Source organism: Nonomuraea muscovyensis (assembly GCF_014207745.1).
GTDB lineage: Bacteria > Actinomycetota > Actinomycetes > Streptosporangiales > Streptosporangiaceae > Nonomuraea > Nonomuraea muscovyensis.
The window spans coordinates 2693264-2706641 of the sequence record NZ_JACHJB010000002.1 but is presented as its reverse complement, the minus strand read 5'-3'; the positions used below and the strand labels follow the sequence as shown (position 1 = coordinate 2706641).

The following is a 13378-nucleotide window of genomic DNA, read 5'->3' as shown; positions in this document are numbered from 1 at the left end:
CGGACGGTGACCGGCGGGGGTGATCGCCGCCTCGCCGGTTTATTGGGATGCGGCCGGGCGGGTGGTCGGGCAGCATGGTGCGTTGGCTCCGGCCGCGCGGGGCTCAAATATCCTGAAAGCAGTATGGGAACCTCTGCGTTGTCCTCTCCACTCACCGAGCTCCAGTCCCGCCTGCCCGAGCTCATGCCCCGTGACCAGCGCCGGCTGCGCCGCCGGCTCGACGGCGCGCGCCGCGTGCGCTCCCGTGAGGCGCGCGAGAAGATCGCGGCGGAGATCCTCGCCGAGGTTGAGCGGGCCGAGCAACGACTGGTACGGCGCCGTGAAGCCGTACCAGTGGTGAAATATCCGGAGAATCTGCCGGTCTCGCAGCGCAAGGACGACATCCTCGAGGCCATCCGCGACCACCAGGTCGTGATCATCGCCGGTGAGACCGGCTCCGGCAAGACCACCCAGATCCCCAAGATCTGCCTGGAGCTGGGCCGCGGCGTGCGCGGTCTGATCGGCCACACCCAGCCGCGCCGCATCGCCGCCCGCACGGTCGCCGAGCGCATCGCCGAGGAGCTCGGCACCGGGCTGGGCGAGGTCGTCGGCTACAAGGTGCGCTTCACCGACCAGGGGAGCGACCGCACGCTGGTCAAGCTCATGACCGACGGCATCCTGCTCGCCGAGCTGCAGCACGACCGGCTGCTGGAGCAGTACGACACCCTCATCATCGACGAGGCGCACGAGCGCAGCCTCAACATCGACTTCATCCTCGGCTATGTCAAGCAGCTCCTGCCCAAGCGCCCCGACCTCAAGGTCATCATCACCAGCGCCACGATCGACCCCGAGCGGTTCTCCCGTCACTTCGGCGACGCCCCGATCATCGAGGTCTCCGGCCGCACCTACCCCGTCGAGGTCCGCTACCGGCCGCTCGGCGACGACGACGACCAGACGCAGGGCATCGTCGAGGCGTGCCGCGAGCTGACCGCCGAGGGGCCGGGCGACGTCCTCGTCTTCCTCAGCGGCGAGCGGGAGATCCGCGACGCCGCCGACGCGCTGGTCAAGGCCGACTTCCGCAACACCGAGGTGCTGCCGCTGTACGCCCGGCTCAGCGCCGCCGAGCAGCACCGCGTCTTCCAGAGCCACACCGGCCGGCGCATCGTGCTGGCCACCAACGTGGCCGAGACGTCGCTGACCGTCCCCGGCATCAAATACGTCGTCGACCCCGGCTACGCCCGCATCTCCCGCTACAGCCACCGCACCAAGGTGCAGCGCCTGCCCATCGAGGCGATCTCGCAGGCCAGCGCCAACCAGCGCAAGGGCCGTTCGGGCCGCACCTCCGACGGCATCTGCATCCGGCTGTACGAGGAGGACGACTTCCTCGGCCGGCCGGAGTTCACCGACCCGGAGATCCTGCGCACCAATCTCGCGTCGGTCATCCTGCAGATGACCTCGATCGGGCTGGGCGACATCGAGGCGTTCCCGTTCGTCGAGCCGCCCGACCGCCGCCAGGTGCGCGACGGCGTCAACCTGCTGCACGAGCTGGGCGCGTTCGACGCGCAGGGCAGGCTGACCCCCGTCGGCCGCAGGCTCGCCGCCCTGCCCGTCGACCCGCGCCTGGGCCGCATGGTGCTGGAGGCCGAGAAGAACGGCTGCCTGCGCGAGGTGATGGTGATCGCCGCCGCGCTGTCCATCCAGGACCCGCGCGAGCGCCCCTCCGACAAGCAGCAGCAGGCCGACGAGAAGCACCGCCGCTTCGCCGACCCCGACTCCGACTTCCTGAGCTACGTCAACCTCTGGCACTACCTGCAGGACAAGCAGAAGGAGCTGTCCTCCAGCGCCTTCCGCAGGCTGTGCAAGGCGGACTTCCTCAACTACCTGCGCGTGCGCGAGTGGCAGGACATCTACAGCCAGCTCCGCCAGGCGCTCGGCGCCCACCCCGGCAGCGCGCCCGCCGACCCCCACAGCGTCCACGTGTCCCTGCTGGCCGGGCTGCTGTCGCACATCGGCGTCAAGGACGTCGTCGACAAGCAGCGCCCCTCCGACGGGCGCCGCCCGATCCAGGAGTACCTCGGCGCGCGGGGCGCCCGCTTCGCCGTCTTCCCCGGGTCGGCGCTGGCCAGGAAGCAGCCGCAGTGGGTGATGTCCGCCGAGCTCGTCGAGACCTCGCGGCTGTGGGCCAGGGTCAACGCCAAGATCGAGCCGGGCTGGGTCGAGCCGCTCGCCCAGCACCTCGTCAAACGCTCCTACTCCGAGCCCCACTGGGAGAAGGACCAGGGCGCGGTCATCGCGCTGGAGAAGGTCACCCTGTACGGGGTCCCGCTCGTGGTCGGCCGCAAGGTCAACTACGGCCGCATCGACCCGGAGCTGTCCCGCGAGCTGTTCATCAGGCACGCCCTCGTCCAGGGCGAGTGGGACAGCCACCACACCTTCCTCCGCGAGAACCGCAGGCTCCTCGAGGAGGTCGAGGAGCTCGAGAACCGCGCCCGCCGCCGCGACATCATGGTCGACGACGAGGCCCTGTTCGACTTCTACGACCAGCGGGTGCCCGCCGACGTCGTCTCCGCCCGCCACTTCGACTCCTGGTGGAAGAAGGCCCAGGCCGCCGACCCCGGGCTGCTGACGTTCTCGCCCGAGATGCTCGTCAACGAGGGCGCCGACGTCAGCACCCGCGACTACCCCGACGCCTGGCGGCAGCTCGGCCAGCGGATGAAGCTGACCTACCAGTTCGAGCCCGGCACCGACGCCGACGGCGTGACCGTCCACGTGCCGCTCCAGGTGCTCAACCAGGTCCGCTCCGACGGGTTCGACTGGCAGATCCCCGGGCTGCGCGAGGAGCTGATCACCGAGCTGATCCGGTCGCTGCCCAAGCACCTGCGCCGCAACTTCGTGCCCGCCCCCGACCACGCCCGCCGGGTGCTGGCCAACGTCCGCCAGGGCGGCGAGCCCCTGCTGGAGGCCGTCGAACGCGAGCTGCTGCGGCTGACCGGCATCCGGGTGCCGCGTGACGCCTGGCGGCTCGACCAGGTGCCCGACCACCTGCGCATCACCTACCGGGTGATCGACGAGCGCCGCCGCACGGTCGCCGAGGACAAGGACCTCGACGCGCTCAAGCGCCGCCTGGCCCCCCGGCTGCGGCAGACGCTGTCGGCCGCGGGCGACGACCTGGAGCAGTCGGGCCTGCACACGTGGAGCTTCGGCACCCTGCCCAAGGTGTTCGAGCAGGGCCGCATGAAGGGCTACCCGGCCCTGGTCGACGACGGCGACGCGGTCTCCGTCAAGATCTTCGAGACGGAGGTGGAGCAGCGCCGCTCCCACTGGCCGGGCACCCGGCGCCTGCTGCTGCTGGGCGTCACCAACCCGGCCAGATCGCTGCTCGGCGGCCTGTCCAACCAGGCCAAGCTGGCGCTGTCGCGCAGCCCCCACGGCGGCGCGGTGGCGCTCTTCGAGGACGTGGTCAACGCCGCCGTCGACAAGCTCATGCTCGACAAGGGCGGGCCCGCCTGGGACCCGGCCGGGTTCGACCGGCTGCACCAGTACGTCCGCGCCGAGCTGCACGACACGGCGGCCGAGGTGCTGGCCAGGGTGGAGCAGATCCTCGGCGTGTGGCACACGGTCGGCACCCGCCTGGGCTCGCTGCGGTCCAGCGCCTCGACCGACGACGTCCGCGACCAGCTCGGCAGGCTCGTCCACCCGGGGTTCGTGACCGCGACCGGCCATCGCCGCCTGCCCGACCTGCTGCGCTACCTTCGCGCGATCGAGCGGCGCCTGGTCAAGCTGCCCGAGGAGCCGTGGCGCGACGAGGAGTGGATGGACCGGGTGCACAAGGTCGAGGACGACTATCACGATGTGCTCGAACGCCTGCACCCCGCCCGGCGCTCGGACCCCGACGTGGTGGAGATCCGCTGGATGATCGAGGAACTGCGGGTCAGCTTCTTCGCCCAGACGCTCGGCACGCCGACGCCGATCTCGGAGAAGCGCATCGCCAAGGCGATGGACAAGCTCACTCCCTGACGGCGCCGGCGTCCCGGTCGAGCCGCTGCGCCGGTCAGCGGACCTCGCCGTACCACTGCCAGCGCCCGCGCGGCAGCCGCGGGACTCCCGGCAGGGCGACGCGGCCGCACGCCCACAGCAGAGTCAGCCCCGGCGGGTGCCCCGCCGGCGCCCCCGGGAACAGCCGCTCGACCGCCTGTTCCGCGAGGTGGTCGGGCGGGGTCCAGTCGAAGCCCAGGGTGCGCGTCAGGTCGTGGGCGTGCACGAGGATCTCCACGGCCCCCATCGCGGCGAAGCCGGTCCGGTCCGAGGCGCCCCACGGGTGGTACGCCCGCACCTCGGGCGCCGTGGCACGCACGGTGTGCGACAGCAGGGTCGCCGCGATGGTGATCGACTCCAGGCGTTCGGCGGCCGGGGCGTGCGGATCGTTGCCCGTGCGCAGCGCGATGTAGCGGTCGGCGGGCCGCGCGACGAGCAGGCCGGCGTACCCCGTCACCCCCAGGGTGACGTGGTCGAGCAGCTCCAGCAGGCTCCAGTCGGTCTCGCCGGCCGGCCGCGACCAGTCCTGGTGCAGCCCCTTCTCCAGTAGCGGGAGCACGTGGGCCGCGGCTTCGGCCGGCAGGTCCGGCCAGGGGGTCGTCACAGCGGGGAACTCCTTCGTCGAGACGTCGTCAGACATGGTCACCGGCCAGGGCCATGGGCAGGCCGAAGGTGCCGAACAGCGCCCGGTCCTCCAGCACCTCGATGCGCTCCAGGCCCGAACCGGTGATCGTCAGCACGTCGATGGTGTAGGCCCGGTACTGGCCGCCGGGCGAGCGGCGGTAGACGCCGAAGCCGGGCCGGCCGTTGACGGAGATCGGCAGCATGCGGCACTCGCCCACGGCCGGGCAGTGCTCCAGGAAGCCCGCGATCGCGCCGCGCCCGCCGAGGACCGTGCCGGCGGGCCGCCGCTCGCACACGGCGTCCTCGGTCAGCAGCCGCACCAGCACGTCGACGTCACCGGTCTCGAACGCCGCGGCGTACTCGCCGAGGAGCCGCCGCAGGCGCAGTTCGTCCACCCCGGCGTCGGCCGGCCCGGCGGGGGCGGCCGGGGTGGCCTGCGCGAGCTGGGCGCGGGCGCGTCGCAGCATGCTGTGCACCGCGCTGCCCGAGGTGCCGAGCAGCTCGGCGATCTCGTTGGCGTGCCAGCTCAGCACGTCGCGCAGGATCAGCACCGCCCGCTGGCGCGGCGACAGGCGCCGCCACACCAGGGTGAGCGCCCGCCGGCGGTCGTCGCGGGTGACCACGATCTCGGCCGGGTCGGCCCACTCGCCGGGCGGGGCGTCCGGGCCCGGCCGCCGTCCGGCTCCGCCGTCGAGGGGGCCGGGCGCGGAGTCGTCGTGCTCGCGGCGCGACCCGGGCAGGCCGGCGGGCACGGGAATCCGCTGCCTGCCGTCCAGCGCGGTCAGGCACACGTTGGTGGCGATCCGGTGGAGCCAGGTCCGGATCGACGAGCGGCCCTCGAAGTCGGCGTACGAGCGCCACGCCCGCAGGTAGGTCTCCTGGACCAGGTCCTCCGCGTCGTGCGCCGACCCCGTCATGCGGTGGCAGTGGGCGAGCAGCTCGGCGCGGAACGGGTTCACGAGCCTGGCGAAGTCCTGGCGGCGCACGGCCTCGGCGGCCGTGGCGGCCCCAGTGGCGGCCCCAGTGGGGGCCTCATCGTCACGAACCCGCACGCCGTCCCCCTGATGACATCTCGATTTCTCTCACCCTTGGTTAGACCATCCTGGCCTCGCCGATTCGTCGCGGGGACCGCGCCCACCCCTGACGTCCGCGCACCGGGACAGATCCGTACAGTTGGGGGCGAACGAGAAGGGGGTCCGATGGCCGGTCCGGTGGTCAAGGCAGTGGTGTTCGACGTCGGCGAGACGCTCATCGACGAGACGCGCATCTGGTCGCGCTGGGCCGAGCGGCTCGGGGTGAGCCGGTTCGTGCTGATGGGGGCGCTCGGCGGGATGGCGGCGCTGGACCGCTCGCACCAGGAGGCGTTCGAGCTGGTCAGCCCCGGCCTGGACATCGAGGCCGAGCTGGCGGCGTGGGAGCGCGACGAGCCGGACGGCCTGCGCAACCACTTCGACGCCGACGACCTCTACCCCGACGTCCGCGACGCGCTCGGCGCCCTGCGGGAGGCCGGATACCAGGTCATCGTCGCGGGCAACCAGCCCGCGCGGGCCTACGACGCGCTGGTCGCGATGGAACTGCCGGCCGACTCGGTGCACACCTCCGAGGGGTGGGGGGTGGCCAAGCCCGCGCCCGAGTTCTTCGCCAAGGTGGCCGCGGTGGCCGGGCGTGAACCCGGTGAGATCCTCTACGTGGGCGACCGGCTCGACAACGACGTGCTGCCGGCCGGCCGGGCCGGCATGCGGACGGCGCTGCTGCGCCGCGGCCCGTGGGGTTACCTGCACGCCGAGCGGCCGCAGGCGAAGGCCGCCGACCTGGTGGCCGACGACCTGCACGCCCTGCTGCCCGCCCTGGAGCGGCTCGGCTGAGTCCGCTCCACGGCCCCGGCCGGTGCGGACCGGGCCGCCGGCGTCACCTGAGCGGCTCGTCCGGCTCGACGCGGACGGCGCGTTCCTCGGCCGACAGGTCGCCGCTGTCGTCGCCCCAGTCCTCACCCACCTCATCCTTCTCCAGGTCCGGGGCCAGGCCCTCGTCGGGCTGGGTGAGGCGGTGCTCCGGCCGCCGGCCGCGCTCCGGGCGGTCGGGCTTCTCCCGCCACAGCCGCTCGTCGAGGGTGTCCTCGTGCTGAGGGTCGTCCTCCTCGATCCGGTGGTTCAGGCCGAGGTCGTCGGTAGCGGCCTCGACCTCGATCTGCTGTTCGTCGGCCAGGCCGTGCCTGTCCGGAGGTAGTTCGCTCATACGCGCCCCCTTACCCAGGAACCTGTCCGAAACGCTGGGATCCGGCCCTCTCCAGCTCGTCCCCGCTCATCTGGGAGCGGCCGGGGGTCGGCTTCCTGGGCCTTCTGGTACAGCCAAGCCTTGGTGGGGCCGCTCGGCCTGGCCGAGCCGTTCTCGTCACCGACCGATCGCCGCGCCGACGAGGGACCGCGGGTCGGCCGCGCCGGCGAGCATCCCGCCGGGCCGCACGTCGATCACGTGGGCGTGGCCGAACATGCTCCCGTACGGCCGGGCGGACACGGGATGGCCGAGCGCCGCCAGCCCGTTCGTCCAGGGCGCGCCCTCCTCGACGTCCACCACCGTGTCGTCGGGGGCGTCCCAGGTGTCGAACCCGGTGCCGCCGGTGCCGAGCCGCCAGCGGGGCGCGGCGACGGCCGGGCCCGGCTCCTCGCCGTGGCGGAGCAGGCGGGCGATGACCTGGAGCAGGATCTGCGGCTGCGCGTCGCCGCCCATCGTGCCGAGGACCGAGCGCAGCGCACCGTCGGGGCGGGTGATCAGCGCGGGCGTCAGCGTGTGCGGCGGGCGGCGGCCGGGGCCGTACTCCGCCGGATGTCCGGGCCGCAGCGAGAAGCCGATGCCGCGGTTGTGCAGGTTGATACCAGTACGTGGCTCGAAGAGCATGCTGCCGAACCCCGAGGCGTTCGACTGGATGAGCGAGACGCCCATGCCGTCGCCGTCGACCACGCACAGGTAGGTGGTGTCGCCCGGCTCGGCCGGCGCCCGCAGGCGCAGCCGCGCGGCCGGGTCGATCAGCGCCCGCCGCCGCGCGATCTCCTCAGGGGCGAGCAGGTCCTTGGCGTCCTCGTGCAGCACGGACAGCCGGTCGTGGCCGCTGACGCGGGCGGCCTCGGCGAGCAGGTGGGCCCAGGACGGATGCGCGGGCGAGGCGGGCAGCTCCAGCCCGTCGGCGATGCCGAGCGCCATCAGCAGCAGGTAGCCCTGGGAGTTGGGCGGCATGGACCACACGTCGTGCCCGAACGCCCGCACCCGCAGCGGGTCCACCCAGTCGGCGGCCGGTGCGGCCAGATCGTCGCGGGTGTACTCGCCGGCGCCCAGCTCCAGCAGGCCCGCGCCGAACTCGCCCAGGTAGAAGCCGTCGCGCCCGGCCACGCCGACGGCCCGCAGGGCGCGGGCCACGCCGGGCCGGCTGACGCGGTCGCCGGGGGCGCGGGCCGCGGTGAAGTCGCCGCCGCCGGGGCGCTGCGCGGCGACGCGGGCGCCGGGGACCATCAGCGGCGAGGCGGGGAAGCCGTCACGGGCCAGCCGGACCGCCGGGGCGAGCAGGTCGGCCAGCGGGAGGCGGCCGTAGCGGGCGTGCAGCGCAGCCCACCCGTCGACGCAGCCGGGCACCGGCACGGACCTGATGTCGTGCAGGTGCGGCATCCGCTCGTGCCCCTCGGCGCGCAGCCCGTCGGGGTCGGCGCCTGACCCGGCTCGCCCGGAGGCGTTGAGCGCCCGGACCGTCCCGCTCCCGCCGTCCCGGCCGGGCGGCTCGTACACCAGGGCGAACAGGTCGCCGCCGAGGCCGCACATGTGCGGGGCGGTGACCGCGAGGACGGCGTTCACGGCGATGGCCGCGTCGGCGGCCGAGCCGCCGCGGTCGAGCACCGCCGCTCCCGCCGCGGAGGCGAGGTGGTCGACGCTGCACACCATGCCGGAGGGGGCGTATCGGGTGTTGTGCACCCCCTGAGGGTACGACCGGCGACCACCGCCCCGGCAGTGGTGCCAGCCAGTTGTCAGACGGGCCGGATGGCCGGTCGCACGTCCTGACGGGTGCGGTCGGCCGGTCGGGTGTCAGACGGGTTCGAGGGGGCGGTCGCGGCTCACCAGCGCCGCGTAGTGGCCGTCGAGGGCCAGCAGCTCGTCGTGGGTGCCGCGCTCGACCACCCGCCCCCCGTCCAGGACGACGATCTGGTCGGCGTCGCGGATCGTGGACAGGCGGTGCGCGATGGTGATCGTGGTGCGCCCCTCGGCGAGCGTGTCCAGCGCCTCCTGCACGGCCCGCTCGGTCTGCGTGTCGAGGGCGCTGGTGGCCTCGTCCAGCACGAGCACCGGAGGGTTGCGCAACAGCGTGCGGGCGATGGCCAGCCGCTGCTTCTCGCCGCCCGAGAACCGGTAGCCCCGCTCGCCGACCAGCGTGTCGTACCCGTCGGGCAGCGCGGCGACGTGGTCGTGGATGCGGGCGGCCCGGGCCGCGGCCTCCACCTCCTCGTCGGTGGCGTCGGGCCTGGCGAAGCGCAGGTTGTCGGCGATCGAGGCGTGGAACAGGTAGGTCTCCTGGGACACCACGCCGACCGTGGCCGCCAGCGCCTCGAACGTCAGCTCCCGCACGTCCACCCCGTCGATGGTGACGCGCCCGCCGGTCACGTCGTACAGGCGGGGCAGCAGGTAGCTGAGCGTGGTCTTGCCCGAGCCGGTCTCGCCGACGACGGCCAGGCTGGTGCCCGCCGGCACGGTGAGGTCCACGCCGGTGAGGGTGGGGGCGTCGCCGTAGGAGAAGTCGACGTGCTCGTAGCGCACCTCGCCGCGCACCCGGGGCAGCGTGCGCGTGCCCGGATGGATGTCGACCGGCAGGTCCAGGTACTCGAAGATGCGGCCGAACAACGCCAGCGAGCTCTGCACCTCCACGCCGAGCCGCAGCAGCGACACGGCCGGCCTGAACAGGCCCACCTGCAGCGTCGTGAACGCCACCAGGGTGCCGACGGAGATGACGCCGGTGTGGCCCACCGCCCAGTAGGTCATCGCGGGCATGGCGGCCATGACGATCTGGATGGACGACTGCCGCCACCGGCCCGCCATGCTGGAGCGCACGCCCAGCTCCGCCAGCTCGTCCGAGGCGCCGGTGAATCGGCGGGTCAGCTCGGGGGAACGGCCCATCGTGCGGCCCAGCAGGATGCCGCTGATCGACAGCGACTCCTGCACCATGGAGGCGAGCACGGCGAGCTTGCGCTGGCGCTCGGCGGTGATGCGGCGGCGCTCGGCCCCGACCTTGCGGCTGATCCACACGAACACCGGCAGCAGCGCCAGCGAGACCACGGTCAGCCGCCAGTCGAGCGCGACCATGGCGACGATCGTGGCGACCACGGTGGTGAGGTTGGAGACGATCGAGGTGGCCGTGGAGGTGACGACCGACTGCATGCCGCCGATGTCGTTGGCGATGCGCGACTGCACCTCGCCGGTCCTGGTGCGGGTGAAGAACGCCATCGACATGCGCTGCAGGTGCTCGTACACGGTGGTGCGCAGGTCGTGCATCACCCGCTGGCCGACCGTGGTGGACACGAAGGTCTGCACGACGTCGAACACGCTCGTCATGACCGCGACCAGGATCATGCCCAGCGCGAGCAGCGCGAGGAGGGTGGCGTCACGCTGCGGGATCGCCACGTCCAGGACCTCGCGCAGCAGGAACGGCGAGGCCAGCGACACCAGCGACGACAACAGGATGAGGGCGCCCACCAGGGCCAGCCGGCCGCGGTAGGCGCGGAAGAGCTTCACGATGCGCCGCAGTGGCGCGCGGGGTTCGTCTGCCAAGCGGGTCCCCTTTCAGATGCCTGCTCAAACGGAGGTTAGCTCATATTTGTTCCCGGCTCTAAGCTGGGGCCATGAACGACCCGGAGCTGTCCGAGCTCCTGCACCTGGTGAGCCGCCGGCTGCGGCACGGCTGGCTGCACCGGCTGGAGCCGCTCGGGCTGAGCCCCGGCCAGGCGCGGGCGCTACGCGTGCTCATCGACGCCGGCCGGCCGCTCAGGATGGTGCAGCTCGCCGACGAGCTGCGGATCGTGCCGCGGTCGGTCACGCCGGTCATCGACGCCCTGGAGGAGGCGGGTCACGTGCGCAGGGAGGTCGATCCGGCCAACCGGCGCTCGACGCTGGTCGTCATCACGCCCTCGGGCCGGGAGGTCTACGAACGGGCCCGCGAGGCACGCAGACAGGCCGGGCAGGACCTGTTCGCGGTGTTGTCGGAGGAGCAGCGCGACCAGCTCAAGGGGCTGCTCGGCGCGGTGGACGCGCAGTTCAGGTAGCACCCGCGCGGTGGACCCGCCCGCCGACGACCGTGGCCAGGCGGTCCGGGCCGGCCAGCAGGGCGCTGTACGGGTAGCGGCCGCGCGCGTCGAACACCGCGAAGTCGGCCCGGCTGCCGGGGCCGAGACAGCCGATCCGGCCGGCGCCGTGGTGCATGCCCAGGGCCCGCGCCCCGCCCAGCGTGGCCGCCTCCACGAGCCGGCGGTCCAGCCCGCGGGTGCGCGACCCGAGCGCCCGCGCCCGCTCCCGGATGCGGCGCGCCTGCTCCAGCAGCCCGTTCACGGCTCCCGGCCCGCCTCCCGCAGCTCCGGGCCCGCCTCCCGTACCCCCCGGCCCGCCTCCCCGCTCCGGTCCGCCCTTCGCGTGCTCCGGTCCGCCTCCCGTGCACAGGGCGACGAGGTTGCCCTCGTCCAGCAGGGCCGGCACGTCGTCCTCCAGGGCCGGCGCGTCGCCGGGCCGGGCAGGGGCGCCGACGGCCACCACGGTCTCGCGCAGTCTGAGCAGCTTGCGCTCGCCGGGATCCAGCGGCCGGGCGCAGGTGGCGTGGCAGTGCGGCCCGAGGGCGCCCGCCTCGTCGAGCGCCACAGCGGAGCGCGCCCCGAGGTCCACCAGCAGGCGCAGCCCGAACGTCCTGGCCAGCACCGCGATGTCCTCCAGGACCACCGGATCCGGTGTGCGGGCGGCGATCCCCACGGCGTGCGGCCGCTCCATCTCCCGCATCGCCGTGATGACGGCGTCGCGCCCGCGCGCCTCCCAGACGTCCTCGTCCTCGCACGTCACCTCGACGTAGCTGACGTCGGTCAGCGCCGCGTGGTCGGCCGCGTCGGCGGGCGCGCCGCGTGCCGGCCCGCCGGGCGTCACGCAGGCGCGGGCGGTGACCCCGCCGGCGAGCGCCTCGGCGGCGGAGGTCGCGGCGGCGGCGTCCACGAGGCCGGGCACGATCATGCCGGGCCAGCGCCGTTCCTCGGTGACGGGGAAGTAGGTCAGCAGGTCGTCCCTCGCGCCCACCTGGAGCACCCGGTCGCCCCGCACGGCCACGGCGCCGTCGCGGACGGGGTCGCCGGTGACGGGCAGCACGAGCGGGGCCGAGTGGAGGACGATCGGCGCGGGCGCGCGCCTGCCGAGGGTCGGCCTGACACGCTTAGCGGGCATCCGCGCTCCTGTAGAAATGTCCCTTTTGGTATTAAACGTGACCCTGACCTGAGCGCGCAATCAGTCGCCCGGCCGCGTCTCCCTGGGCCGGTACCGGCCCGACAGCCGCGCCAGCTTGAGGCTGAGGTGCAGGGCGAGCCGCTCGCCGCCGTCCTTCAGGTCCGTACGCGCCAGCTCCTCCACGCGCTGCAGCCGGTAGTACAGCGAGGTGCGGTGCAGCCGCAGCGCCCGTGACGTGGCGCCCGCGCTGCCCGCCAGATCCAGGTACGTCTCCAGCGTCTCCAGCAGCGGCAGGTGCTGCTCGTCGGCGAGCAGGGGTTCCAGGCCGGGATGCAGATCGTGGTGCGGCAGGTGGGTGAGCATCCGGTACACGCCGAGCCGCGCCCACGCGACCGACCGGCCGAGGCCGGGCACGCGGGCGGCCACCTCGGCGGCGTGCCGTGCCTCCGCGTACGACTCGGCCGCCGCGGCCAGCGCCGGCCGGGACCGCCCGATCCCGACGGCCACCGGCACGGACATCGCCGCGTGCACCTCCTCGGCCAGCGCGCTCCCGGCGGCCGGCGCGCCGGCGGGCGGTGCGGCCAGCAGCACGGCATGGTCGTAGCGCACCAGGTGCAGCGGATGGTGGCCGCTCAGCCGCCGCCGCAGGGCGAGCAGGCCCTGCTCCAGCGCCAGCCGCAGCGCGTCGTCCGGCTCGGCCGCCAGCGGCCTGGCCACGAGCACGGTCACCGGCTGCGCCTGGGGGAAGGCCCCCGCCTCGATGAGCTGGCGGGCCGCGTCGTGTTCGCCCAGCATCAGCCCCGTCACCGCCTCCAGCTCCCGGTGCGAGGCCAGCCCCGTGGCCAGGCTCTCGTGGAACAGCGCCAGGGCCAGCGCGGGGGCCGCGGCGGCGGCCTCGGCGACCTGAGCCCGCGACATGGCCGGGCCGGTGTCGATGAACCACAGGAAGCCGAGCAGCCCGGCCTCGTGCCGTACCGGGACGCAGACCCGCGGCAGCAGGCCCAGGTGGGTCGCTCCGGGCGTCCGCAGCGGGGCGACGGCCTCGTGGATGCCGGCGGCGCCCAGCCACTGGCGCACCTCCTGCGTGGTGCGCCTGCGCAGGATCGAGTCGCGGCGGATGTCGTCCATCGCGCCGCTCTGCTCGCTGTAGACCACGACCCGCTGCAGCCGGTCCTCCAGGAGCAGCGGCCGGCCGAGGCGCGCCGCGAGCTCGTCCACGAGCCGCTGAAGGTCCGCCACCACTCACCTGGATATTTCGACACATGTCGGAAGAAGCACTACAGGTCTTCCCTAC

Annotated in this window: 10 protein-coding genes; 3 read left to right on the top strand and 7 right to left on the bottom strand. The window is 73.7% G+C overall.

The window, feature by feature from the left end:
- Positions 1-123 precede the first annotated feature (123 nt).
- Positions 124-3996 carry an ATP-dependent RNA helicase HrpA gene (gene hrpA / locus FHU36_RS29180; protein ID WP_185086971.1) on the top strand — a complete coding sequence of 1291 codons (3873 nt, stop codon included), beginning with the start codon at positions 124-126 and terminating at the stop codon, positions 3994-3996.
- A 34-nt stretch (positions 3997-4030) separates the two neighbouring features.
- Here the strand turns inward: hrpA and FHU36_RS29175 are convergent, their stop codons facing one another.
- Entirely contained in the window at positions 4031-4618 is a 588-nt protein-coding gene (locus tag FHU36_RS29175; RefSeq protein ID WP_185086970.1) for a DinB family protein, read from the bottom strand.
- 28 nt (positions 4619-4646) lie between these two features.
- Complete coding sequence (locus FHU36_RS29170; RefSeq protein ID WP_185086969.1) at positions 4647-5690, bottom strand: RNA polymerase subunit sigma-70; 1044 nt, start codon at positions 5688-5690, stop codon at positions 4647-4649.
- A 147-nt stretch (positions 5691-5837) separates the two neighbouring features.
- Here FHU36_RS29170 and FHU36_RS29165 point away from each other — a divergent pair, with 147 nt between their 5' ends.
- On the top strand, positions 5838-6503 hold the full coding sequence (locus FHU36_RS29165) for an HAD family hydrolase (RefSeq protein ID WP_185086968.1): 666 nt from the start codon (positions 5838-5840) through the stop codon (positions 6501-6503).
- Between the two features lie 43 nt (positions 6504-6546).
- Here FHU36_RS29165 and FHU36_RS29160 read toward each other — a convergent pair whose 3' ends face one another.
- The 3 genes from FHU36_RS29160 to FHU36_RS29150 form a co-directional block, all read right to left on the bottom strand.
- Positions 6547-6873 (bottom strand): DUF5709 domain-containing protein, encoded by a 327-nt coding sequence (locus FHU36_RS29160; protein WP_185086967.1) that lies wholly within the window; start codon positions 6871-6873, stop codon positions 6547-6549.
- A gap of 156 nt (positions 6874-7029) precedes the next feature.
- A complete protein-coding gene (locus FHU36_RS29155) occupies positions 7030-8595 on the bottom strand; it encodes a gamma-glutamyltransferase family protein (protein WP_185086966.1) in 1566 nt (521 codons plus the stop codon).
- Between the two features lie 111 nt (positions 8596-8706).
- Positions 8707-10440: an ABC transporter ATP-binding protein gene (locus tag FHU36_RS29150; protein ID WP_185086965.1), complete on the bottom strand. Its 1734-nt coding sequence runs from the start codon at positions 10438-10440 to the stop codon at positions 8707-8709.
- Positions 10441-10511: 71 nt separating this feature from the next.
- Here FHU36_RS29150 and FHU36_RS29145 point away from each other — a divergent pair, with 71 nt between their 5' ends.
- Positions 10512-10931 (top strand): MarR family winged helix-turn-helix transcriptional regulator, encoded by a 420-nt coding sequence (locus tag FHU36_RS29145; protein WP_185086964.1) that lies wholly within the window; start codon positions 10512-10514, stop codon positions 10929-10931.
- Here FHU36_RS29145 and FHU36_RS29140 read toward each other — a convergent pair.
- A complete protein-coding gene (locus FHU36_RS29140; RefSeq protein ID WP_185086963.1) occupies positions 10924-12084 on the bottom strand; it encodes an amidohydrolase family protein in 1161 nt (386 codons plus the stop codon). The genes FHU36_RS29145 and FHU36_RS29140 overlap by 8 nt on opposite strands.
- 60 nt (positions 12085-12144) lie before the next feature.
- A complete protein-coding gene (locus tag FHU36_RS46575; RefSeq protein WP_185086962.1) occupies positions 12145-13323 on the bottom strand; it encodes a PucR family transcriptional regulator in 1179 nt (392 codons plus the stop codon).
- Positions 13324-13378 lie beyond the last annotated feature (55 nt).